The organism is Sphaerisporangium viridialbum (genome assembly GCF_049674955.1).
In the GTDB taxonomy this organism is placed as follows: domain Bacteria; phylum Actinomycetota; class Actinomycetes; order Streptosporangiales; family Streptosporangiaceae; genus Sphaerisporangium; species Sphaerisporangium viridialbum.
The window spans coordinates 6175341-6198769 of the sequence record NZ_CP187232.1; the positions used below are offsets into that span (position 1 = coordinate 6175341).

Consider the following 23429-nt stretch of genomic DNA (forward strand, 5'->3'; position numbering starts at 1 on the left):
TGGCGGGATCCCGCCCGCCGCGCGGCGGGCGTACCCACTGAGGAGAGTCATGAGCACCGAGGTCCGCCCCTTCCGCATCGATATCCCCCAGGCAGACCTGGACGAGCTGCGCCACCGGCTGGCCCGCACCCGGTGGCCCCGGCAGCTGCCCGGCGAGGAATGGAGCCGGGGCGTCCCCGCCGACTATCTCAAGGACCTGGCCGAATACTGGCGCAGCGGATACGACTGGCGCCGGCACGAGGCGCGGCTGAACGAGTTTCCGCAGTTCATGACCGAGATCGACGGCCAGGACATCCACTTCCTGCACGTGCGTTCCCCCGAGCCCGACGCCCTGCCGCTCATCCTCACCCACGGCTGGCCGAACTCGTTCGTGGAGTTCACCGACCTCATCGGCCCCCTCACCGATCCTCGCGCGCACGGCGGCGACCCGTCTCAGGCGTTCCACGTCGTCGTGCCGTCGGTGCCCGGGTTCGGGTTCTCCGCGCCGCCGCGCGAGACCGGCTGGAACGCCACGCGCGTGGCGCGGATCTGGGCGGAGCTGATGCACCGCCTCGGATACGACCGCTACGGAACCCAGGGCGGGGACTTCGGCGCGTACGTCGCCCCGGAAGTCGCCAAGGTCGCCCCGGATCACGTGATCGGCGTCTACGTCATCAGCGGGCTCGGCTTCCCCACCGAAGACGACGTTCCCGAGATGACCGACGACGAGCGGGCAGCCTACGCGCAGCTTCAGAAGCAGGACTGGATGAGCGGCGTGGACCATCATGGGCTGCTGCGCGCGGCACCCCAGACCTTCGCCTACGGATGGCACGACTCCCCGGTCGCCGCACTGGCCTGGATGACGCAGAAGTTCAAGGAGTTCACCACCGCCGCGAAACCGCCGGAGCAGGTGATCGATCGCGACCTGATCCTCACCAACGTGAGCCTCTACTGGCTCACCGGGACGCTGGGAACCTCATCCTGGCCCTACTACGACAGCACGGGCTTCGGCTGGCCGGAGGGTCAGACGGCGGCGCCGACCGGCGTGTACAGCGGACCGCCCGGAATCCGCCGGCTCGCCGAACGACACAACACCATCGTTCACTGGCCGGAAGGCAATCCAGGCGGCCACCACTTCGTCGCCATGGAGCAGCCCGATCACGTCGCCGCCGACATCCGCGAGTTCTTCGGCAAGGTCCGCTGACCTTCGCCCGCGGCCGCGTCCCGTCACTTCCCCGCGGCCAGGTCGCGATCCACGATCACCGCCACCTTGCCCGGTACGCCACGGCCCGCCTTCAGCGAATGCAGTCCCGCATTGATCGCCTCGACGGTGCTGTCGATGGTCTGACTGACGTGCGGGACCACAAGCCCCTGCGTCGCCCACTCCATCGCCAGGGCCATCCCGCACTGGAGAAAGGCATGCGCCTCGCTGTCGAGCGTGGCGGGTTCGGAGAAGTAGCGCAGCAGATTGACGTTGACATGCTTGGCGCCCCGCTCGGCCAGGATGGCATCCACCGGGCTGTGCGTTTCCATCAAGCGTGTCGTCTTGCCGGGGCCGACGCCGAGCACGATCCAGCTGCCGCCCCGCCGGACGGTCTTCGCGGTCTCGACAAAGCCCTGCTCGCTGTAGGTGGCGTCGAAGACGAGGTCAACGCCCCGCCTACTGGTCAGCTTCGCGATTTCGGCGGCGATGTCGTCGCGCTTGTAATTGAAAATGTGATGGGCGCCGGACTGCCGGGCCAGCGCCATCGATTGCGGCGTGCTGCCGCTGCTGATGACTAGTCCGGCCCCCAGGGCACGCGCCGCCATCTGCACGGCGAGATGCCCGACGCCGCCCCCACCGCCCGGGATATAGACCGTGTCACCGGCCTGGACGGCCCGGTAAAGACCCACGAAAGCGGACAGGAAGCACATCGGAAGCGCCGCCGCATCGCGGAAGCTCAGGGATGGCGGCTTGGGGACGGTGAGGAATTGGCGTGCGACGGCATAGCCGCCTTCCCCTCCGCTCCCGCCCGTTGCGACCCAGCCGCCATCACCGTTCAAATCGGCCATGGCGGCCACCGCGTCGCCGACGGCTATGCCACTCACACCATTGCCCACGGCGACCACAACGCCAGCGAGGTCAAGACCGAGAACGACGGGGGGCGTCCGTCCCATGAAATTGAGGTCGGCCAGCTTGTACTCCAGCGGGTTGAGCGACGAGGCGGCGACGCGGATCAGAACCTGGTCGGCCGCCGGCTGCGGGACGGGAGCACGCACCGCCTCAAGCGGCAGCCCAGCTCGGTCTCTTGTGTAACCGACGCCGAGAAACGTCTCCGGAATCGTCTGAGTCTGCTTCATGTTTCGCTCCCATCTGATGACCTGCCGGCCCACGACGCCGGCAGGACGGGCGCGATTTCGCGTTAGATCTCACTATCCACGAACGACAGCAGGTCTAGGTCGGACCGGAACTGTCAGCGAAGTGCGGCAGAACCATCTCGACCAGTGCGGCGACGTCGGCGTTGACCATCGGCTCGCCGGTCATGCCCATCCGGTGGAGCAAGGTTCCGACGACGACGTCAATGAAGAGTAGGACCCGGTCCTCCGGCTCGCCGAGCGCATCCTGGAGGGCGAGCCGGTACGGGTCCTGGAACTGCGCGGACAGGACCTCGCGCAGGGCCGGATCGCTGACGGCGTCACTGAACACGCCTGCGAACGCGTCGCCCACCCCGGGCTCGCCGATCTTCGCCGCGGTCCAGCGGATGGCCGAGGACATGAGCTCGGCCCGACTGGTGCCCTCCAGCGGCAGCGGGCCGAACGCGTCAAGGAGGCAGTCCACGACCAGCGCGCCCTTCGACGGCCAGCGACGGTAGATCGTCGTCTTCGCAACGCCGGCCGCGGCGGCGATGCGGTCGACGGTGGCACGCGCGTAGCCGAGCTCGTGGACCGTGCGCAGCGTTGCGGCGAAGACAACGGCGTTGACGCCGGAGCGCGGGCGACCGGGTGATCTGGCGGAAGTGGTCGCTCGGGTCATGCCCACACGATAACCTCTTGCGCTACTATCAGTATCGATACTTGAGGTAGCGAAACTATGGGACCGAGGAGGAGACATGAGCGAGGTCACCGGTACGGAGCGGCCGCCGCTGGGCATCCGGTTGCTGCATGCTCTGGGAAGGGAGCCGGACTGGTTGGCGATGACGGCCGAGGAACTGGTCACCTTGCGCGACGCGGTGAACCGCAAGCGGGCGTCCCGTCTGGCGCGGCTGATCAGCGGGTTTCCAGACCGCGGCGCCACGATCCAGTGGCGGGAGGTGGCGCTGCCCGGCCGCGGGCTCCAGGTCCGGGTGTACCGGCCCTCGCCCGGGCGCGGCGGCGAAGGCGCCGACCGGACCGGCCTGCCGCTCGTGCTCCACGTGCACGGAGGCGGGTTCGTGGGCACGGCGGTGCAGAGCGACTGGGTGAACAGCCACCTCGCCGCGCGGCTGCCCGCGGTCGTCGTCTCGGTCGAGCACCGCCTCGTCGACCCGGAGACTCCGCTGTCGGCGGCCGTTGACGACGGTTGGGACGTACTCCGGCACGTGGTGCGGCACGCCGCGCGGTGGGGAGTCGACCCGGCACGGACCGCCGTCTTCGGTGAGAGCACCGGCTCGATGGTCACTGCCCTGGCCGCGATCCGGGCCAGAGAGTCCGGCCTGCTCCTGCGGGCGCAGGTGCTGGTCAACCCCGCTGTCGACCTGACATCGACGGGGTTCGACCACGCCTCGATGAGCCGGCACGCCCACAGCCCGACCCTCACCATGACGCAGATGCGGCTGTTCCAGCGGCTCGCCGTTCCGCCGGGAAAGGATCCTCGTGCGGTGTCGCCGCTGTATGCCGACGACCTGAGCGGGCTGGCCCCAGCGCTCGTGGTGGTGCCGACCCTTGATCCGGTGGCCGATCACGGCCGCTGTTACGCCGAACGGCTGCGGGCGGCCGGGACGCCCGCGCGGCTCACCGAATATCGCGGAGCGACGCACGCGTTCCTCAGCATGCCGGGCGTGGTGCGGCAAGCGAAGGCCGCGCGGGCGGAGATCGCCGAGTTCCTCCGGGGCGCCCTCGCTGGGTGACGGGTCCCGGCCTGCCGGTTTCTGTTCCACATCATCCTCGCCATGGACGAGGTGACAGTCGGTGGGCCCACCCGGGCGTACGACTCTCGGCTCGACCACGGACCTGGCCGCAACGAGATTGAAGACGGGGAAGAGATGACCACCACCGGCCTTGCCAAGGCTAGGGAACCGTCCACGCCATCACCGGATACCGACTCCGCCGCAGAACAGAGCCTGGCGGGGCTGCTGCGTCGTCCTTATCTCTGGAGTTTCTCCGCCGTCGTCCTCCTGCAGGTGATCGGCGCCGTCGCGGGTCTGGCACCGCTGCTGGCGGTCGTCGAACTGGGTCGTGCCCTGTTGTCGCCCGGCCCGATCGATCACGGTCATGTGTGGTTCGTGGTGATCGCGGGTGCGGTCGGCTTGTTCGTCCGGCTGCTGTTCACGGCCGCGTCGTCCGGAATCGGGCATCTTGTCGACGGCCAGGTGCAACTGTCGTTTCGCCGGCAACTGGCCGCGCGGCTGGGACGCGTACCGATCGGCTGGTTCTCCCGGCGCCGGACCGGCGAGCTGGCCAAGGTACGATCCTGGTGCTCGCCGCCCGCTGCGCCGATCCGCTGCTGTCGCTGTCGGATATCGGTGGCAAGGTGCGCGGCGCGCGTTCCGAGCTGGTCAGACTCGACACGGTGTTGCGCACCGAGCCGCTGCCGGAGCCTCGCGAACCGATCCAGCCGGAACGCCATGACCTGGAGTTCGACGTCGTCACCTTCCGGCAGGGCGGCCGCACGGTGATCGACGACCTGTCGTTGTCCGTGCCGCAGGGACAGCGGCTCGCCGTCGTCGGGCCGTCGGGAGCGGGCAAGAGCACCTTGCTGCAGTTGCTCGCGCGGTTCTACGACGTGGACGCGGGCGCGGTGCGCGTCGGGGGCGTGGACGTGCGCGCGATCAGCACTGAGGTGTTGATGGCGAAGATCGCCATCGTCTTCCAGGAGGTCTATCTCTTCGACGGCACGATCGAGGAGAACGTGCGTCTGGGCCGTCCCGACGCCGACCAAGCCGAGATGCGGGCGGCAGCGACCGCGGCGTGGTTGGACGAGGTGATCGAGCGACTGCCCGACGGGTGGGCGACGAACGTCGGCGAGGGCGGCGCACTGCTGTCGGGTGGTGAGCGCCAGCGCGTCTCAATCGCGCGAGCGCTGCTGAAGAACGCCCCCATCGTGCTGCTGGACGAGGTGACCTCCGCACTGGACCCGGTGAACGAGGCGGCCGTCCACGACGGTATCGAGCGCCTGATGGCGGGCCGGACGGTGGTGATGGTCGCGCACCGGCTACGGACCGTCCAACGCGCCGACCGCATCGTCTTCCTGGACGGCGGCCAGATCGCGGAAGAAGGCGACCACGACGAGCTACTGCGCCACGGCGACCGCTACGCCGACTACTGGAATATTTCCATGACACCGGCAACTGCTTACCCCGGACACCCCTGGTGAACGTGCGACGGTCTCCGGCGATGAGCCGGACCAGCAGGTCGATCTCGCCGGGCAGGCCGGGGATACCGAGCCGGGCGGCGGGCCCGACCTCCAGCCGGGAGCGGTGCGGCAGGCCGGCCCGCTCGGCGATGGTCTTCAGGTCGTGTTCGAGTTGGTCGTTGTGCTGCTGGCGGTGCCGGTCCAGGTGCTGGGCGGCCTTGAGCGGGGCGAGCGGCTGCTCAGATGACGCCCTCGCTGCGGAGTGTGGCGAGTACGTCGGGGGTGAGGTCGAGGAGGGTCCCGTAGAGGGTTTCGTTGTCCGCGCCGATGTGTTTGCCGGTGTTGCGGACCTCGTGGTGGAAGCCGGAGAACTTGGGCACGATGCCGGGCATCCGGACCTCGCCCAGGATCGGGTCGTGTGCGGTGACCACGTCCTCCCGGGCGAGGAAGTGCTCGTCTTCGGCGATGTCCGCCACGGTGTAGACCTGCTCGTAGACCATGCCCGTACGATCCAGCGCCGCCGCCACCGCGGCCCAGGGCGAGCCGGCCGCCCAAGCGGTGAACGCCTTCTCGCTTCGGGTCACGAAGTCGACGACGGCGTCCTCGCCCCTGCCCAGCACACCCTGATCGAGTTCGGCCACGAGATTGTCGGCCGCCATGGACTCGAGCAGGCGGCGTATCGCGCGGGGTCCCACCGAGCTCACGCAGAAGTCGACACCGTCACCGGCGCGGTATACCCCGCGGATCACGCCGTGTTCCCGTACGCTGCCGGATCGGCCGGGGATGATGCCGCACTGGTCGTATTCAACGATCTGGGTGGGGATAAGCCGGAACACCCCTTCGAAGAGCGCAATGTCGACCACTTCGACGCCGGGTCGGCGAGGTTCCCCGCCGGCCCGTGACGAAGCCCGCTGCCACAACGCGGCCAGCACTCCCAGGGCTCCGAAGGTGCCCGCGGCTCCGTCGGCGATGGCGGTGGAGAGGAGGATCGGATCCCCGCCTTCCGGACCGGTCATCTGGGTGAGCCCGCTCATCGCCTCCGCCGCACCGCCGAAGCCGGGGCGGGCCGACTTCGGCCCGCTTTGGCCGTAGCCGCTCACGCGCAGCATCACCAGGTCGGCGCCCGCGGCCGCCAGGTCGTCTGGTCCGAGACCCCAGCGCTCGAGGGTGCCGGGACGGAAGTTCTCAATGAGGACGTCGTACTCGGTAGCGAGTTGCCGTAGGAGTTCCTGACCGCGCGGCTCGGACAGCTTCAGGCTGATGTTGCCCTTGTTGCGGCCGACCAGGGTCGACCACAGGGGTACGCCGTGCCGCTGCGGCAGCATGCCGCGTAACACGTTCCCCTCCGGGTGTTCCACGACCGTCACGTCCGCGCCGAGGTCGGCGAGGAGTACCCCGGCGAAGGCTGCCGAGTAGTGATGGGCGAGGTCCAGCACCTTGAGTCCGGCCAGGACCCCGCCGCCCGTTTTCTGGTCGTTGGTCGTCATCGGCTCTCCACGACGCCGCTGGCGATGAGGCCGTCGATGTCGGCGTCGGACATCCCCAGCTCCTCCGATAGGACCGGACGCGTGTGCTCGCCCAGCGCGGGCGGCATCGTGGCGGGCACGGCCCGCCACGCCGATCCCCGGATCGGCTGACGGGTCACCCCGACCTTGCGGTCCCCGACCTCAAGCCACTGCAGGACCCGGTTGTGGACGGCCTGTTCCGACACGATCGCCTCGTCGATGCTCAGCACCGGGCTGCACGGCACGGCCGCGGCTTCGAGCAGCCGCAGCCACTCAGCCCGGCTTCGGGTGGCGAACGCGGCTTCGAGTTGCGGGACGAGCGCCGACCGGTTCTTCACCCGTAGCTCGTTGGTCCGGTACGCGTCGACGCCGAGGAGGTCGGTACGGCCTATCACCTCGCACAGGGCACGCCAGAAGTGGTTCGAGAACGCCCCGACGATCAGGTGCCGCTCGTCCGCGCAGAGGAACGCCTGGTACGGCACGATCTGGGCGTGCCCGGTACCTTCCGGTCGCGGCGGCGGCCCGCCCGCCGCGACGGACGGCACGAAGCTGGCCATCAGGGAGATGGCGGCGTCGAGCATCGGGACCTCCACCAGCTGCGCACGACCGACCTGCTCCCTGGCCAGCAGCGCCGACGCGATCCCGAAGGCCGCGTAGAGCCCGGCCGTCAGGTCGCACAGCGGGGAACCGATCTTGATCGGACCGCCCTCGCCGGACCCGGTCCCTGCCATCAGCCCTGACAGGCCCTGGATCGTGATGTCGTTGCCGCCGTTGGCGACCCACGGTCCGTGCGGCCCGAACGCCGAGATCGAGCAATAGACGAGGCGGGGATGCGCGTCGGCCAGGGTGGCGAAGTCGAGGCCGTGCCGGGCGAGGACGCCCGGGCGGAAGTTCTCGATGAGGACATCGGCGTCGGCCACCAGACGCCGTACCAGCTCGGCGCCCTCAGGCCGGGCGAAGTCCAGCGCGACGGAGGCTTTCGAGCGGTTCAACGCCAGAAAGTAGTCGGAGGCGTCGAAACCGTCCAGGCGGCTGCCGAAGTAACGGGAGCCGTCGCCGTGCCGGAGCCGTTCGATCTTGATCACCGTCGCGCCGAGGTCGGCGAGCTGCATCGTCGCGAACGGCCCGGCCCCGGCATGCGTCAGGTCGACGATCCGGATGCCGTCGAACGGCGCCGGGGCATTCGGCTCCGCGGGCGTCTCCATCACTTCTGGGCCTCGGTGAAGAAGCGGTCACGGGAGTGCATCGCGCCGCGGGCGCCCTCGTCCCGCCGGCCCTTGAAGTAGTTGTACTCATCGGGTTCGAATCGCATGTTGGTGCTGAGGGTGTGGCCGACGTAGCCGCGCATCATCTGGCTCGTGTACCCGAGGGAGTCGAGCGCCATCTGCTGGAAGACCCTCCCGACCACCAGGGCGTCCTTGGGGTGACGGGCGAGCAGTTCGGCCCAGTGTTCGGTCTCGGCCTCCAGTCGGTCGGCGGGCACGGCCTTGTTGATGAGCCCGATCTCGGCGGCCCGTACGCCGCTCATCGGCTCGCCGAACAGCAGGAACTCCCGTGCGCGCTTGGGGCCGAGCAACAGGATCTCGGTGTTGCTGACCAGCGACCGCCCGCCTCCCATGAGGCGCTGCTCGGCGTGGCTGAAGGACGCGTCCTCCGCGGCGACCGCGAGGTCGACCACCTCGGTCAGGTAGAGGCCACCGCCGATCGCGTGACCGTGTACCTGGGCGATGATCGGCTTCATCGAGTACATGAAGGCCTGGTACATCTCCAGGAGCTTGCGGTCGAACTGCAGACGGACCCGCTGGCTCGGCCGCCGGCGTCGGCCTTCCTCGGACGTGCCGTCGGAGAAGCCGTAGACGAAGCCGACCTCACTGAGGTCGTGACCGGTGCTGAATGACCGCCCGTTGCCCTTCAGGATGATGACCTTGATGTCGTCGTCGTCCTCGGCCATCTTCAGGCCGGCCACCAGCTCCTCGAACATCTTCACGTTCAGGGCGTTGAGCTTCTCAGGGCGGTTCATGATCAGCCGGGCGATCTTGCCCGACTTCTCGTAGATCACATGCTCGAACATGGAGAGGTCCTTCCTTGTCATGTCCCCCGCTGGACACCACCGGGGTTCGGCATTTGTACTTAGTTCGCTATTTACGAGATGTTGAGGCTCTACAGAGAGGATGTCAAGGGGGACGGAGCCCGTCCTATCGGCCTTCCCCTTGTTGACAGGGAGAAATGCGGATCCTATGGTCGGTTCGCAAATCGGTTCTTTTTCGAATAACGAACTCTAGGAGGTGCACATGGGCCGGATGGCAGGTCGAGTCGCCATGATCACTGGCGCGGCGCGCGGTCAAGGACGTGCGCACGCCGTCAGGCTCGCTGCGGAGGGCGCCGACATCGTGGCTCTCGACGTGCTCGCCGACGACGACGGGCTCGCCTATGGACTGGCCTGCGAGGCGGACATGGCGGAGACGGTCCGGCTTGTCGAGACGACCGGTCGCGGCATCCTCTGGCGACGCGCCGACGTGCGATCCTCCGCCGATCTCGAGGCGGCCGTGGCGGACGGAGTCGATCGATTCGGCCACATCGACACGCTGATCTGCAACGCGGGCATCTCTGGGCGCAAGGTCCCTACCTGGGAGCTGGATCCCCAGGATTTCGAGTCGATGCTCCAAGTGAACCTCATCGGGGCGCAGCGCACGGTACGGGCGGCGGCCCCGGCCATGATCGACGGAGGCAGAGGCGGGGCGATCGTCTTCGTGAACTCCACACTGGGACTGAAGGGGCTGGGATCCCTGTCCGCCTACACCGCCTCCAAGCACGGCCTGCTCGGCCTTGCCCGCAGCCTGACCGCCGAGCTGGCGCCGTACGGCATCCGGGTGAACTCGGTGCATCCCACCGCGGTGCGCACCAGCCTGATCTTCAACGAGGCCACCTACCGCACCTTCCGGCCAGATCTCGAGGAGCCGACCCTGGAGGACGCGATGGAGGCGTTCACCTCGCTGCACCTGCTCCGCGTGCCCTGGGTCGAGCCCGAGGACGTCGCCAACGCCGTCCTGTTCCTCGCCTCGGACGAGGCCCGGTACATCACCGGCGCGGCGCTGCCGGTGGACGCGGGCAACCTCAGTCGCTGACATCACGGCCGCGGCCAGTCGAAGAACCCGCGGCCCGACTTGCGCCCGAGCTCACCGGCGGCCACCTTCTCGACCAGCAGGCGCGGCGGGGCGAAGCGCGGGCCCAGCTTCGACCCGAGCTGTTCGGCGATCGCCAGGCGCACGTCGAGACCGACCAGGTCGGTGGTGCGCAGCGGCCCCGTCGCATGGCGATAGCCCAGGACCAGGGCGTTGTCGATGTCCTCCGCCGTCGCCACACCCTCCTCGACCATCCTGATCGCCTCCAGCGCGAGTGCGACCCCCAGACGGCTGCTCGCGAACCCCGGGCTGTCGCGTACCGTGACGGCGGTCTTGCCCAGCGCCTCGACCCACGAGGTCGCCCGTTCGACCAGCGTGGCGGCGGTCATCCGGCCCACCACGATCTCGACGAGAGCGCTGGCCGGGACCGGGTTGAAGAAGTGCAGGCCCACGAACCGCTCGGGGCGCGGCAGGCCGTCCGCCAGCTCGTCGATGGACAGCGAACTCGTGTTGGAGGCGAGTACGGCGTCGGGGGCGTGCCGATGAGCGGTCCGGAGCACCTGGAGCTTGACGTCGAGGCGCTCGGGAACCGCCTCGATCACCAGCTCCGCGCCGGCGAGTACCTGCGGATCGGATGCCGCCGCCAGCCGCGATCTGACCACCCCGGCGTCGTCCCCGGCCGATCGCCGGAGGTCGCGCTCGACCCGCGCGAGGGCCTGGGCGGCCGCGTCGTCGTCGACCTCGAGAATGGTCACCTCCGAACCCCGGGAGGCGAAGGCGTGCGCGATCCCCGCTCCCATCCGTCCGCCTCCGTAGACCACGACGCGGTCCGGCAGTCCGTTCATGGCCGCACCGTCCGGCGGTCGAGGTACGCGTCCATCCGTACGTTCTTCTCCTCGGTTTCGAACAACACGGCCTGGGCCAGGTTGGCGACGAGCGGGTGGGCCGAGCGCGGAGCATGGATGAGCGCCTTGGTCAGCCGGAGGGCCAGGGGTGCCTGACGGGCGAGACGCTCGACCAGCCGGTCGGCGGCGGCGTCCAACTCGTCGGGCTCGACCAGGTCGGCGAGCAGGCCGTATCCGTACGCCTCGGCGCCGGACAGGATCCGGCCCCCGAGCAGCACCTGCACCGCGATCGACTCACCGACCAGCTCCGCCAACCGCACGCACCCTCCGGCGGCGGCCACGATGCCGAGGCCCGGCTCGGGGTTCCCGATCCTCACCCGCGGTGTGCCGATCCGCAGGTCGCAGGCGTAGGCCAGCTCGGCGCCGCCGCCCAGGACGTTCCCGTCGAGCAAGGCGATGGTGGGCATGGCCAGCCGCCGGATCCGTTCGAAGAGGGTCGCGTTGATGCCGTCCAGGGCCTCGTCGCGGCCACGGCGCCGCAGCTCGCGGATGTCGGCTCCGGCGGCGAAGTCCGTGCCCTCACCCCGGATGACCAGGATCTGCGGATGCTTCTCGAGCCGCGCGCAGACGGTGTGGAGCGCCTCCACCATCGCCAGGTCCAATGCGTTGCGGACGGCGGCACGGTTCAGGCTGACGACGACGCTCGTGTCGTCCGCGTCGACCAGCAGCGGCTGGGCGCTCACGTAACCTCTCCCGCCTGCGCCAGTTGGGCGAAGCGGCTCGCGAAGAACACCAGCGGGCGGCCGTCGGCGGCGTCCAGCGCGAGGACTCGTCCGATGACGAGCTCGTGGTCGCCCGCCGAGTGGACCAGCTCGATCCGGCAGTCGACCCAGGCGAGGCAGTCGTCGATGACCGGGCTGCCGGTCACGGAGGAGGGGTGCCAGGAGAGTCCGGCGAACTTGTCGCCGCCGGACACCGCGAAGCGCTGACACACGTCCAACTGCTCCTCGGTCAGCACGCTGACGCAGAAGGTGCCGGCGGCCGCGATCTGGGGCCAGCTCTTCGAGGTACGCGCGGACGCCAGCGAGACCAGCGGCGGATCGAGCGAGAGCGAGGTGAAGCTCTGACAGGCGAGTCCTACCGGTCCTTCCGCGCCCACCGCGGCCGCCACGACCACTCCGGTGGCGAAGCGGCCCAGTGCCCGGCGGAGCTCGTCGCGATCAACCGGAGGCTCGGCCCCGAGGCCCAGGTCCTCGCCGGTCACCCAGTCGGTATGGACGAACAGCCGTCCGTCCGGCGCCGTCCAGCCCACCTCACCGGCCACGCGCAGCATGTCGGCGAAGCGCGCCTCCCAGCCGGGGCCGACCCGGTCACCGCTGAGCCGCCGGAGGGCCTCGGGGTCGACCAGCGCCGTGCCGTCGGTGGCCATCACGCCGACCCGGTTGCGCTGCAGGGCGTAGAACGCGGACTCGCGGGCATCCGAACGGGCGACGATCTTCAGCCGGGTCAGATCGTCGGGATCCTCAAGAGACACTGATCCTCCGCCGGCCGGATCTATTCGCAGAAGCATGGAAAACCTTTCTCACAAAGCGGTCGGACTCGCCGACCCCGGCTCACAGCGGCCAGTGCAGATGCTGGACCTCGAGGAACTCTCTGAATCCCTCTTCGCCGCCGTCGCGGCCGACCCCGCTCTGGCCGAAGCCACCCCAGGGCATATCGGGGCGGCTGGGGCCGCCGCCGTTGATCGCGACCGTGCCGGAGCGGATCCGGCGAGCGACGGCGATGGCCTTCCCGGTAGATCCGAAGACGGCGGCGTTGAGACCGAAGTCGGTCGCGTTGGCCAGCCGGATGGCGTCGTCCAGGTCGTCGTACGGGAGCAGTACCGCGACCGGGCCGAAGAGCTCCCGGCGGCAGATCTCGGCGTCCTCGGCGACCTCGGCGAGCAGCGCGGGGTTCATGAAGAACCCCGTTCCGATCGAGGGCCGCCCACCGCCGGCGACCAGCTCCGCCCCTGCCGCCATGGCCCGTTCCACGGCGCTCTCGACGGAGGCCCGCTGCTCCTCGCGGATGAGCGGCCCGACGACCGTCGACTCACGCCAGGGATCGCCCACCTCGAGTCCGCCGATCACCTCGCGCGCCAGCGCGGCCACCTCACCGGCCCTGTCCCGCGGCACCACCAGCCGGGTCGTGGCGCCGCACGCCTGGCCCGCATTGCGCGTGAAGCGGAGGACCGAGGCGCGCACGGCCGTCTCCAACTGTGCGTCCGGCAAGATGACGCTCGGCGACTTGCCCCCGAGCTCCAGCACCACCCGCTTGACCGTGCCGGACGCCTGCGCCTGGATCCGGCGGCCGACCTCGGTCGACCCGGTGAAGGTCACCACGTCCACGCTCGGGTGCGTGGTGAGCACCGCGCTGGAGTCCGCGTCACCGGTCACCAGGTTGAGCGCACCCGGCGGGAACCCCGCCTCCTGGACGAGACGGACGAAGGCGCTCGTGGTCAGGAAGGTCCGGGGCGACGGGCTGAGCACGACCGCGCAACCGGCGGCCAAGGCGGCCCCGACCTTGAGCGCGGCGATGCCGAGCGGAAAGTTGTAGGCGGTGATGGCGGTGACGACGCCGGCCGGCCGCCACACGAGCACACTCGTGCTGACCGGTACCCCGTCCCCCATCGGCAGACAGCGTTCCCAGCCCCCGGAGGGCCCTCGGCGGGCCAGGTCGGCGAAGAACCGGATCCTGTCGATCGAGACGCCGACCTGCATCGTACGGGCACTCGCGATCGGTGACCCCAGTTCGGTCACCACCAGCGCCTCGAGCTCACCGCGGTGCCGTTCCATGACGTCGGCGAGGGAGTCCAGCAGGTCCGCCCGGTCGCGGTGGCTGAGCGCACCCCAGGCTCCGTCGAGTGCCCCGCGAGCGGCCTCGACCGCACACGCCGCCTGGTCGACGCTGGCCGCGCGCACAGTGGCGAGCACCGCACCCGTCGCCGGATTCAGGGAGGTCAGTTCCGTGGTGCCCGTACCCTCGCGCCAGGCGTCGCCGATCAGGACGGTCGGCCCGCCGGCCAATGCCAGGCCGGCCTGGACAAGAGGGATGCCGGCGGTCGCCGGTTCCGTCGTACTCATCAGGGTGTCTCCAGTTCCTGTGGGTGGCTGCGGGTCCCGAAATAGGCCTCTTCGACCTCCCGCCAGTCGCCGCCGTGGTCGCCCGTGGCGGCGATCTCCCCCTGGCGCAGCAGATACCAGCGGTCGGCGACGGACAGGGCGCGTTTGGCCTGCTGCTCGACGAGCAGAACGCCGACACCGTGCTCGTCCACCACCCGGCGCAGGGTGTCCATGAGCCGATTCACGACCAGGGGCGCCAACCCCAGGGACAGCTCGTCGGCCAGCAGCAGTCTCGGCTCCGTGGCGATGCACCGGGCCAGCACCAGCATCTGCTGCTCCCCGCCGGAGAGCAGCCCGGCCGGACGGTCGAGGAGCCGGCCGAGTTCGGGGAAGATGGCGACAGCCCGGTCGACGCCCCCTCGGCCGAGGCGGAGGTTGTCCCGCGCCGACATGCCCGGGACGATCGCCCGCTCCTCGGGGACGAACGCCAGCCCCTGCCGCGCACGGTGGTGGACGGGCGCCTTCGTCGGCGCTCCGAAGAGCCGTACCTCACCGCCGAGGCCCGGCAGTTCGCCCGCGATCGTCAGCAGCGTCGTCGTCTTGCCCGCGCCGTTCGGCCCGAACAACGCGACGATCTCGCCGGAGTGGACGACCAGGTCGATGCCATGCACCGCCGCGAGATCACCGTATCCCGCGCTGAGCTGCCGCACCTGCAGAATGGGGGCGCTCATGAGATCACCACTCCTCCGGGGGCCGCGCTCTGACCGAGGTAGGCGTCGACGACGGACTGATCCGCCGATATCTCCGCCGGGGTTCCGTGGGCGAGCACGCGTCCCGCCTGCAGCACGGTGATCTCGTCGCAGACCGACAGGACAAGGTTGATGTTGTGCTCGACGAGCAGCACGGCCATCCCCCAGTCGTCGGCCAGCGACCGGACGAGCGCGGCGAGCTCGGCGCTCTCCCGGTCCGCCAGCCCGGAGGCCGGCTCGTCCAGCAGGATGACCGAGGGGGCCGACGCGACCGCTCGCGCGATGGCCACCAGGCGACGGTCGCCGAACGACAGCGACTCGACGGGCGCGTCCAGGACCCTGGAGAGACCGAACTTCTCCAGCGCCGCTTCCGCCGCCTCGCTCAGTCGCGGGCCCCGCGGCCAGAGCAGCCCGGTGACGTACGACGACGGCGCTCCGTCGTCGCAACCGACCGCGATGTTGTCGCGGGTGGTGAGCGAGGAGAACAGCTCGACCGACTGGAACGAACGCCGGAGACCGAGGCGCGAGCGCCGCATCGGACTACATCCATCGAGCCGGCGGGCGCCCAAATATGCCGTCCCTGCGGCGACCTGGGCGAATCCGGTCAGCGCGTCGACCAGGGAGGTCTTGCCCGCGCCGTTGGGACCCATGATCCCGTGGACCGTGCCCGGCTTCACCCGCAGGCTCACACCTTCGAGGGCGACCACGCCGCCGTAGCGTACGCCGAGGTCCTCGACGCGCAGTTCGATGGGAGACACCCTGACCGGAGAGATGTCCTTATGCGTGCCGACGACCGGCTCTCGATGATCCGAAGAGACCTTCGCGGCGTTCCCGAGCGATCGGAGGCGGTCACGCAGCGAGCGGTAGAGCCCCACGTTGAGGTCGACCAGGCCGCCCTGGTCCGCGCGGAGCACGAGCAGCACCGACACCCCTCCGATCAGGGGGAGCCAGACCTGCAGCCCGGCGCCGTTGAGCAGCCAGGTGCCCAGGCCGCCGGGAATCAGGGTGGCGCCCACGAGGGCGCCGGGGAGGCTTCCGACACCGCCGACCACGGTGACCGTGATCAGGTTGACCGACGACATCACGCCGAACTGCGCGGTCAGCACGATGGACTGCATGAACGCGAAGAGCGTGCCGCCGAGGGCCGCGATACCGGCCGCGATCATGAAGGCGTAGATCTTGCACCAGTAGACGTTGACGCCGAGTGACGCCGCCGCCCGTTCGCTTGAGCGGAGCGCGAGCAGCCGCCTCCCGATGTCGCCGCGCCGCAGGTTCGAGACCGCCAGTGCCACCACGACCAGAGCCGCCAGGCAGAGCAGGGCGTAGCGCTCCGGATGGACGAAGGGGTCGATCTCCCAGCCGAGGATGGTGACGGGCTCGACCGGGATTCCGTCGACCCCGCCGGAGTAGCGCGCGTTGTTGAGCAACAGGGAGTAGACGGCCACGCTGAGTCCCAGCCCGACGATCGCGAGATTGATGCCGCGCAACCGCAGTGCCGGCACCCCGACCAGGCCACCGAGGATCATCGTGGCCAGTACGGCGAGCGCCAGGCAGACGAGGAAGGGCATCCCGTGACTGCTGCTGAGGGTGGCGGCCACGAAGGCGCCGACACCGCCCAGCACGTACTGAGCGAGCGAGACCTGCCCGGCGTATCCCGTCACCACCACCACGGACAGACACAGGATCGCCATCGTGACGGTCACCGTCAGGTAGCTTGCCACTTCGCCCGAGGCGAGCATGGCGAGGGCGACCAGCGCGACGACGACCAGGACCGGGACGGGACGCACCCGCCCGCTGCCGACGCTCGGCAGCCGGTCCAGGAGATGGCTGCGGAGCGGAAGACCCCGGCCGCGCACCATCAGGAGCACCATGACGACCAGGAACGGAACGCTCTGCGACACACCGGGCTGGTTGAGGTGCAGCGCCATGAGCGACTCGGCCACGCCGATGAGCAGTGCGGCCACGAAGGCCAGCGGGAAGGAGGCGAACCCGCCGACAAGGGCCGCCGCCAGGGCCGGGAGCACGATCAAGGGGAGATTGATCGGTTCGAGGTTGGTGATGGGCACGATGAGCGCGCCGGCGAGCCCGGACACCGCGCCGCCGACCCCCCAGTTGACCGCGGCGATGCGATCCGGGGAGTGCCCCAGGGTCGCCGCGGTACGGGGGCTCTGCGCGACCGCCGTCGTGACGCGCCCGTAGGAGGTGTACCGGAACACGGCCCACAGGACCACCGTCGTCACCAGACCGATGGCGAGAATGATGATCCGGTCGGCGCCGATCCTGGCGGCGGGCAGGAGTTCGATGCCGTCGGTCGGAAGCAGCGACCGGACCACGAGATTGCGATCGCCGTAGATCACCACTGCGGCCGCCTGAAGGGTCACCAGGACGCCGAGTGTGGCGATCAGGCGCGACAGTGACGACGCCCGTCGCATCGGCATGAGGACGACGAACTGGACCAGGACGCCGAGCAGCCCCGTGGCCGCGACGCTGACCAGCAGACACACCAGGAGCGATGCGCCGGTGTGCTGCGCGGCGTTGTAGTAGACGTAGGCACCGAAGAGTGCGAACGCCCCCTGTGCGAAGTTGACGATCCCCGATCCCCGGAAGATCAGTACAAGTCCCTGGGCGACCAGTGCGTACAGGGAACCCGTACCGATCCCGATCAGGATGAAGGTGAGCTCGTTCATCGACCCTCCTGGGCCCCGGATGCGTCAGGCCGCCACGAACGGGTTGTGGAAGCCGGCCACGCTCTCCTTGATGGTGCCGTCGAGGATCTGGCTGTAGGTGACGGTCGGCGAGAACTTCAGCTGGGGCAGCTCCGCGATCGGCGAGGTCGTGGCCCCGGGCAGCGGCGCGGTGAAGCCGATGTCGTAGGCACCGGCCTTCGCGTTCTGCAGCGCGTCCAGCACCGTCGTGGCGTTCACCTCCGAGAGGCCTTTGGCGAGCTCGGCGAAGAGCTTGACGCCCGCGTACGCCGAGAGGGCGAGCTCGTCCTTCTTGGCGCCCTTGTCGACCGCGTCCATGCTCTGGGTGAACGTCCGCATCAGCGGGGTGTCCAGGGTGGGGGGCTGCAGCAGGCCCACCACATACAGGTCCTTGCCGGCATCGCCGAGGTTGGGGACGGCCGGGGTGGAGATGCACGCCGAGACGCTGATCACCTTGCCCTTGAAGCCCTGCTGGTACAACGCCTTGGCCTCGGACGTCGCGGTCGCCTCGCTGCCCGTGACCACGACGGCGTCGGTGTCGCCGCGCATCGCCGCGGCGGCGAAGCTGCTGTAGTCGGTGGTCGACAGCGGCGCCACCACGCTCCTCGCCTCCGGCATGCCCTGCTGCTTCAGCGCTTCGGCGAGGAGGGTCTCGCCGTAGGCGCAGGCGTCGATCTCACACCGGATGATGGCCGGGTGGGAGACGCCGAGCTGCTTCAGATAGTCGGCGATGCCGTAGTACCAGCCGGCCTGCCCGGAGAGCGGGAAGGAGTTCTTGGCCTTGTACTCGTCGGGGGTGAGCCCGGTGCCGAGCAGATAGGGGATGTTCGCCTGCTCGAGGAGCTTCCAGGTTGCGGGGAAGTAGATGGCCGAGCCCACGAACGCCGCCGCCTTGACCTCCTGCGCCTTCTTGAGGCAGGTGTTGGTGACATTGGGGTCACCGGTGTTGTCGCAGGTGACGAGTTCGAGGCGGCGACCGTTGATCCCACCGGCCTTGTTGATCTCGTCGACGGCGGCCTGGGCGCCGGTCTTGGTCTGCGGCTTGTTCGAGACCTGGCCACTGAACGAGTTGGTCTGGAAGATCACGATGTTGTCGGCAGCCGGCTCGGCCGACTCACCGCCGCATGCGGTCAGGCCGAGCGATGTCACCGAAAGCGCAAGTGTTACCGCACCCACGCGCACGCTACGGGACCAGAGGGTGTTTTTGGGCATGCTGAACTCCTACGGTGGTGCTGGAATATCGCCCCGACCGGGATGGGTGTCCCGAGATGACTGTTGATGGGTTAGGGAGCGCGCGGGCCAGAGGTCAGGAGACGGTGCCCCGATCCGGCTGACCGATCGCCGTCGCGGCCACGTTGTAGGCGGCCGTCGCCTTCTCACGGCCGGCGTCCCTGAGCCGGCCGTCCGCGACCTGCCGCGCCTTGGCCCGCGCGAAGGCGGCCGCCCGCGCCGGAATGCTGCCGTCGAAGTGCGGGATGACCTCGCGTGCGAAGAGTTCGAGGCTGCGACGCGTCGCCTCGCGGTTGGCCCAGTCGACGCTGCTGATGAGGAAAGTGCCGAAGCCGCCGGTCCGGTCCACCAGCTTCCGCAGGTGTGCGACGGCCATGTCGGGGGTTCCGACGATGCCGGCGCCGGAGGCGTTGATGCCGTCGATGAGCTCGTCGTGCGTCATCGTCTCGACGTCGGCCAGCAGGGGCGGCGCGACGGTGTGGTGGTAGTCGAAGAAGCTCCGGATCTGGTAGCGCACCTCGTCACGCGCCTGACGCTCGGTCTCGGCCACATGCATGTAGCCGACGAGTGCCCAGTCCTCGCGCTCCACCCGGGCGCCGGACGCCGCGGCCTCCGCCTCGACGATCTCCCAGGTGCCGGCCAGCTTGTTGAAGCCGACGGTCGACGCGGCGCCAAAGGAGAGCAGGCTCAGTCCGTGCCGGCCGGCCAGCTTGGGGCCCGTCGGCGAGACCGCTCCCGCAACGGCGATCGGGACCATGGGCCTGGTGTGACTGCGGACGTGCAACTGGGCGTCCCGCAGCTCGAACCACTCGGCCTTGCGGGTGACGGGTTCCGGCGAGGTCAGCAGTTCGAGAATCGCTTCGAGCGACTCCTCCATGCGCGGGCGGAGGTCGCCGTAGTCGATCCCCATCATCTGGGAGTCGGCGACCAGCGCGCCGGGACCGACTCCGAAGATGCACCGTCCCCTCGTCATGTGGTCGAGGAAGACCATCCGGTCGGCCACCATCAGCGGGTGGTGGTAGGGCAGGGAGATCACCCCCGTGCCGAGCCGGATCCGGCGGGTGCGCTGCGCCGCGGCAGCGATCATCAGCTCGGGCATCGGCGAACACTCGTAGCCACCGGAGTGGTGCTCACCGAACCAGACGTCGTCGTACCCAAGCCCGTCGAGCAGTTCGACGGTCTCAAGGTCGCGCTCGATCGCCAGGGCATGGTTGTTCAGCGGGCTGTGGTAGGGCGGCATGAAGCTCCCGAACCGTAGATGTCCTGACATCGCTCTCCTCTTCCCCACCACAGCAGAAAGTTCGCTATTCGAATTTCGTTCGCCATAGTGGACACGCCAGAGGTAACATGTCAAGGCTCACTTATGGTCGAATCTCCCCCCATACTTCGCAAGGCGTGCTCAGCCGGCGACGACTTCTGGTTCACTATGCGAAGATAGTTCGATCCAGCTTCGGAGGGGCACGCATGGTAAGGGTGGACCAGGAGACAGAGCTAGAGCGCTCCTCGGAGCATGTGCAGAGCCTCGAACGCGGGCTGACCGTGATCCGTGTCTTCGCCGACGAGCGGGGTCCGCTGACGCTCACCGAGGTCGCCGAGCGGGGTCACCTCAGCAAGGCGGTCGCCCGCCGGCTGCTGATGACCCTGGAGTCGCTGGGCTATGTCGGGCGGGACCACCGCCAGTTCTTCCTGCTCCCGCGCACGCTCGAACTCGGCTACGCCTACCTGACGAGCCTGTCGCTCACCGAGACGCTCCAGCCACGGCTCACCACGCTGGCCGCGCGGTTCTCCGAGGACGCCTCGGCGGCGGTACGCGACGGCGGCCACGTAATCTATGTGGCCAGGGCCAGGTCCGGGCGCCCGGCCGACGGTGGGCTGGCGGTCGGTGACCGGGTTCCCGCGCACACGGTGTCGACCGGTCTTGTCCTCCTGGCCGACCTCCCCGAGGCCCAGCTCGCCGAGTACTTCGCCACCAGCGAGCGGGAGACCTACACACCGCGGACTGTGGTCGACGAGGGCGCCCTGCGCGCCGAGCTGGATCAGATCCGCGCCCAGGGGTGGGCGCTGGTCGAAGGACGGCTCAGCCCCCACGTGCTCGCCATCGCCGCGCCGGTCCGCGGCAAGGACGGCAAGGCGGTGGCCGCGATCAAAGTCGGCAGCCAGGCCACGCTGCGCAGTCGCGAGCAGATGACCGACGAGGTGCTCCCCCACCTGCTCCGCACGGTCTCGGCGGCATCGCGAGATCTCGCCCTGAATCTCTAGCGATCGGTGGGCGGCGACGATCACGGCGGCGGGGAGGCCGTACCGGCCGACCGGGCCGGTACCAGCGCAAGACCGAAGCCTGGCGCGCCTGCGGCGCGCACAGGGCCAAGGTGACCGCGCCCGGGAAACTCCCCGAGGCCGTCCACCAGCGCTGGCCCACGACGGGCCCGCACTGGTGGACTGCGACGTCAACCCCGACGAGCCGCCGATGCCGCCTGGAGTGGTTTCACGACCACGTACGCATCGAGACGATTGGAGTTCGCCGATGCCCTCGGCGAACTTGACGCGGCGATGCGTCGATAGTGGGCACCGGCCCACTCCCTGCCAGATCGCGATCGTTGATAGAGTGCCGACAGGTGCGCCGGGAAGCCTGGTCGGCAAGTTCTGCCGTCGATCCCGAAGGGGCCGCCATGCGCGCTCGTCACCTGCTCACCGATTACCCCACCGTCGCCCTGGACGCTCCCGTCCTGGACGCTGCCCGGCTGCTGGCCGACCAGGACCTGCCCGGTCTGATCGTGGTGGACGAGGGCGGCCTGCCGTTCAGCATCCTGGCAGGGACCCAGGTGCTGGCTCTGGCAGTGCCCGGCTACTGTCAAGACGATCCGGCGTTGGCGCGGGTGGTGGACGAGGCACACGCCGACACCTTCTTGCGCAACGTGGCTGGCCAGACCGTACGCCAGTTGCTGCCGCCCCACCCGCGCGAGCTACCGGTCACCGATCCGGACGCCACCGTACTGGAGATCGCCGCGCTGATGGCGCGTACCCGCAGCCCGCTGGTGGCGGTGGTGGAGGAGGGTCGGCTGCTGGGCGCGGTCACCCTGCAGGCGCTCATGGACCGGATGCTCGGCGCATGACGACGCTCGCCTGGATCTCGGTGGCGGTCTTCCTCGGCGCCTACGCGCTGATCGCCACCGAGAAGATCCACCGGGTCGCCGCCGCGCTGGGCGGTGCCGCGATCATGCTCTTGATCCACGCCAGTGGCGCCGATGCCGCGTTCTTCTCGCGGGAGACCGGGGTCGACTGGAACGTCATCTTCCTGCTGCTGGGCATGATGGTGATCGTCGGCGTACTCAAGCAGACGGGCGTCTTCGAGTACCTGGCCATCTGGGCCGCGAAACGGGCACGCGGCAAGCCCTACCGGCTGATGGTCCTGCTGGTCGTCATCACCGCGCTTGCCTCGGCGCTGCTGGACAACGTCACCACTGTGCTGCTGATCGCGCCTGTCACGTTCCTGGTGTGCGAACGGCTCGCGCTGCCGGTCGTTCCTTTCCTCATCGCGGAGGCGATGGCGTCCAACATCGGTGGCACCGCCACCCTGGTCGGCGATCCGCCCAACATCATCATCGCCAGCCGCGGCGGGCTGACCTTCAACGACTTCCTCCTCCACATGGCACCGATGATCCTCATCGTGATGGTGGTGTTCATCGGCCTGTGTCGGCTGACGTTCCGCAGGGCGTTCCGCTACGACCCCGACCGCGCTGCTGAGATCATGCAGCTCGACGAACGCGAGGCGATCGCCGACCGGCGCCTGCTGTGGCAGAGCCTGGCCGTGCTGGCCCTCGTGATGGCCGCCTTCGTGCTGCACCCCGTGCTGCACTACGAGCCGTCGGTGGTGGCCATCCTGGGCGCCGGAATCCTGGTTGCAGCCACCAAGGTCACCACCGAACAGGCGATCGCCGAGGTGGAGTGGCCGACGCTGGTGTTCTTCATGGGCCTGTTCGTCATGGTCGGCGCCCTGGTGGAGACCGGGGTGATCGGCCAGGTCTCGCGGCTGGCTGTGGAGGCGACGCACGGACAGCTCGGCGTGACCACGATGGTGCTGCTGTGGGCTTCGGCGGGGCTGTCGGCGATCGTGGACAACATCCCCTACGTGGCCACGATGAGCCCCATCGTCGCCGACCTCGTCCAGGCCAACGGCGGCGACGGGAACGGGCAGGTGCTGTGGTGGGCGCTGGGCTTCGGCGCCGACCTCGGCGGGAACGCGACCGCTGTGGGCGCCGCCGCCAACGTCGTGGTGATCGGCATCGCCGCCCGCAACCGCACCCCGATCAGCTTCTGGGAGTTCACCAAGTACGGGCTGATCGTCACCTTCGTCACGGTGGCGCTGGTGACGCCCTACCTGTGGCTTCGCTATCTCCTATGACCGCAAGAAGTTGTCAAGCAGCGCCACAGGACTGACCTGCCGCCCGCTGCGGGACACGATCACCGATCCTGGGCCTGGCTGCAGCCTTCCTGATCACGATCGGCCTGCTCACCGAAGGCGACGCCTCAATCGCGTAGGCCCTCCCTCGCCGAAATCCGCCGTGTCCTGGCCCGCCTCTTGATCCCCACCACCACCGCCATCGACCACGGCCGGGCGTCCATCGTCGCGAGCATCTCGACGTGACCGATCTCCTCGGTCACG

23 protein-coding genes are annotated in these 23429 nt (G+C 69.3%); 8 read left to right on the forward strand and 15 right to left on the reverse strand.

The window, feature by feature from the left end:
- Positions 1 to 49: 49 nt before the first annotated feature.
- On the forward strand, positions 50 to 1183 hold the full coding sequence (locus tag ACOZ38_RS27695) for an epoxide hydrolase family protein (protein ID WP_424534089.1): 1134 nt from the start codon (positions 50 to 52) through the stop codon (positions 1181 to 1183).
- A 23-nt stretch (positions 1184 to 1206) separates the two neighbouring features.
- Here the strand turns inward: ACOZ38_RS27695 and ACOZ38_RS27700 are convergent, their stop codons facing one another.
- Positions 1207 to 2319, reverse strand: coding sequence for a quinone oxidoreductase family protein (locus ACOZ38_RS27700; RefSeq protein WP_424534090.1), 1113 nt, complete (start codon positions 2317 to 2319; stop codon positions 1207 to 1209).
- 94 nt (positions 2320 to 2413) lie between these two features.
- On the reverse strand, positions 2414 to 2992 hold the full coding sequence (locus ACOZ38_RS27705; protein WP_424534091.1) for a TetR/AcrR family transcriptional regulator: 579 nt from the start codon (positions 2990 to 2992) through the stop codon (positions 2414 to 2416).
- A 76-nt stretch (positions 2993 to 3068) separates the two neighbouring features.
- Here ACOZ38_RS27705 and ACOZ38_RS27710 point away from each other — a divergent pair, with 76 nt between their 5' ends.
- Positions 3069 to 4064 (forward strand): alpha/beta hydrolase, encoded by a 996-nt coding sequence (locus tag ACOZ38_RS27710; RefSeq protein ID WP_424534092.1) that lies wholly within the window; start codon positions 3069 to 3071, stop codon positions 4062 to 4064.
- Between the two features lie 180 nt (positions 4065 to 4244).
- On the opposite strand, the gene ACOZ38_RS27715 is transcribed toward ACOZ38_RS27710, so the two are convergent.
- Positions 4245 to 4532 (reverse strand): hypothetical protein, encoded by a 288-nt coding sequence (locus ACOZ38_RS27715; RefSeq protein WP_424534093.1) that lies wholly within the window; start codon positions 4530 to 4532, stop codon positions 4245 to 4247.
- A gap of 98 nt (positions 4533 to 4630) precedes the next feature.
- Here ACOZ38_RS27715 and ACOZ38_RS27720 point away from each other — a divergent pair, with 98 nt between their 5' ends.
- Both ACOZ38_RS27720 and ACOZ38_RS27725 read left to right on the forward strand, forming a co-directional pair.
- Positions 4631 to 5530, forward strand: a complete 900-nt coding sequence (locus ACOZ38_RS27720) for an ABC transporter ATP-binding protein (RefSeq protein WP_424534094.1) — start codon at positions 4631 to 4633, stop codon at positions 5528 to 5530.
- A gap of 103 nt (positions 5531 to 5633) precedes the next feature.
- A complete protein-coding gene (locus ACOZ38_RS27725) occupies positions 5634 to 5756 on the forward strand; it encodes a hypothetical protein (protein ID WP_424534095.1) in 123 nt (40 codons plus the stop codon).
- On the opposite strand, the gene ACOZ38_RS27730 is transcribed toward ACOZ38_RS27725, so the two are convergent.
- From ACOZ38_RS27730 to ACOZ38_RS27740, 3 genes are read right to left on the reverse strand one after another with little or no spacing between them, the layout of a single operon-like run.
- Positions 5749 to 6996, reverse strand: a complete 1248-nt coding sequence (locus ACOZ38_RS27730) for a CaiB/BaiF CoA transferase family protein (protein ID WP_424534096.1) — start codon at positions 6994 to 6996, stop codon at positions 5749 to 5751. The two genes, ACOZ38_RS27725 and ACOZ38_RS27730, sit on opposite strands and share 8 nt — an antisense overlap.
- Entirely contained in the window at positions 6993 to 8219 is a 1227-nt protein-coding gene (locus ACOZ38_RS27735; RefSeq protein ID WP_424534097.1) for a CaiB/BaiF CoA transferase family protein, read from the reverse strand. The genes ACOZ38_RS27730 and ACOZ38_RS27735 overlap by 4 nt, the downstream gene beginning before the upstream one ends.
- Positions 8219 to 9085 (reverse strand): enoyl-CoA hydratase/isomerase family protein, encoded by an 867-nt coding sequence (locus ACOZ38_RS27740; RefSeq protein WP_424534098.1) that lies wholly within the window; start codon positions 9083 to 9085, stop codon positions 8219 to 8221. Before ACOZ38_RS27740 ends, ACOZ38_RS27735 begins: the two co-directional genes overlap by 1 nt.
- A 229-nt stretch (positions 9086 to 9314) precedes the next feature.
- Here ACOZ38_RS27740 and ACOZ38_RS27745 point away from each other — a divergent pair, with 229 nt between their 5' ends.
- Complete coding sequence (locus ACOZ38_RS27745) at positions 9315 to 10139, forward strand: mycofactocin-coupled SDR family oxidoreductase (RefSeq protein WP_424534099.1); 825 nt, start codon at positions 9315 to 9317, stop codon at positions 10137 to 10139.
- A gap of 2 nt (positions 10140 to 10141) precedes the next feature.
- On the opposite strand, the gene ACOZ38_RS27750 is transcribed toward ACOZ38_RS27745, so the two are convergent.
- The 8 genes from ACOZ38_RS27750 to ACOZ38_RS27785 all read right to left on the reverse strand — a co-directional run bounded on the left by ACOZ38_RS27750 (position 10142) and on the right by ACOZ38_RS27785 (position 20036).
- Positions 10142 to 10981, reverse strand: coding sequence for a 3-hydroxyacyl-CoA dehydrogenase family protein (locus tag ACOZ38_RS27750; RefSeq protein ID WP_424534100.1), 840 nt, complete (start codon positions 10979 to 10981; stop codon positions 10142 to 10144).
- Positions 10978 to 11724: an enoyl-CoA hydratase/isomerase family protein gene (locus tag ACOZ38_RS27755; RefSeq protein WP_424534101.1), complete on the reverse strand. Its 747-nt coding sequence runs from the start codon at positions 11722 to 11724 to the stop codon at positions 10978 to 10980. The genes ACOZ38_RS27750 and ACOZ38_RS27755 overlap by 4 nt, the downstream gene beginning before the upstream one ends.
- Positions 11721 to 12515: a flavin reductase family protein gene (locus ACOZ38_RS27760; protein ID WP_424534102.1), complete on the reverse strand. Its 795-nt coding sequence runs from the start codon at positions 12513 to 12515 to the stop codon at positions 11721 to 11723. The genes ACOZ38_RS27755 and ACOZ38_RS27760 overlap by 4 nt, the downstream gene beginning before the upstream one ends.
- 79 nt (positions 12516 to 12594) lie before the next feature.
- Positions 12595 to 14103, reverse strand: coding sequence for an aldehyde dehydrogenase family protein (locus tag ACOZ38_RS27765; protein ID WP_424534103.1), 1509 nt, complete (start codon positions 14101 to 14103; stop codon positions 12595 to 12597).
- Entirely contained in the window at positions 14103 to 14813 is a 711-nt protein-coding gene (locus tag ACOZ38_RS27770) for an ABC transporter ATP-binding protein (RefSeq protein ID WP_424534104.1), read from the reverse strand. The genes ACOZ38_RS27765 and ACOZ38_RS27770 overlap by 1 nt, the downstream gene beginning before the upstream one ends.
- Complete coding sequence (locus tag ACOZ38_RS27775; protein ID WP_424534105.1) at positions 14810 to 17518, reverse strand: ABC transporter permease subunit; 2709 nt, start codon at positions 17516 to 17518, stop codon at positions 14810 to 14812. The genes ACOZ38_RS27770 and ACOZ38_RS27775 overlap by 4 nt, the downstream gene beginning before the upstream one ends.
- A gap of 24 nt (positions 17519 to 17542) precedes the next feature.
- Positions 17543 to 18748, reverse strand: coding sequence for an ABC transporter substrate-binding protein (locus tag ACOZ38_RS27780; protein ID WP_424534106.1), 1206 nt, complete (start codon positions 18746 to 18748; stop codon positions 17543 to 17545).
- A gap of 94 nt (positions 18749 to 18842) precedes the next feature.
- A complete protein-coding gene (locus ACOZ38_RS27785; RefSeq protein WP_424534107.1) occupies positions 18843 to 20036 on the reverse strand; it encodes an LLM class flavin-dependent oxidoreductase in 1194 nt (397 codons plus the stop codon).
- 194 nt (positions 20037 to 20230) lie between these two features.
- Here ACOZ38_RS27785 and ACOZ38_RS27790 point away from each other — a divergent pair, with 194 nt between their 5' ends.
- The 3 genes from ACOZ38_RS27790 (at position 20231) to ACOZ38_RS27800 (ending at position 23168) form a co-directional block, all read left to right on the forward strand.
- Positions 20231 to 21025: an IclR family transcriptional regulator domain-containing protein gene (locus ACOZ38_RS27790; RefSeq protein WP_424534108.1), complete on the forward strand. Its 795-nt coding sequence runs from the start codon at positions 20231 to 20233 to the stop codon at positions 21023 to 21025.
- Between the two features lie 410 nt (positions 21026 to 21435).
- Positions 21436 to 21879, forward strand: a complete 444-nt coding sequence (locus tag ACOZ38_RS27795; RefSeq protein WP_424534109.1) for a CBS domain-containing protein — start codon at positions 21436 to 21438, stop codon at positions 21877 to 21879.
- The gene (locus ACOZ38_RS27800; protein WP_424534110.1) at positions 21876 to 23168 is read left to right on the forward strand and encodes an ArsB/NhaD family transporter; all 1293 of its coding nucleotides are present in this window, start codon (positions 21876 to 21878) and stop codon (positions 23166 to 23168) included. The genes ACOZ38_RS27795 and ACOZ38_RS27800 overlap by 4 nt, the downstream gene beginning before the upstream one ends.
- A gap of 125 nt (positions 23169 to 23293) precedes the next feature.
- On the opposite strand, the gene ACOZ38_RS27805 is transcribed toward ACOZ38_RS27800, so the two are convergent.
- Complete coding sequence (locus tag ACOZ38_RS27805; RefSeq protein WP_424534111.1) at positions 23294 to 23428, reverse strand: hypothetical protein; 135 nt, start codon at positions 23426 to 23428, stop codon at positions 23294 to 23296.
- Position 23429: the final 1 nt, after the last annotated feature.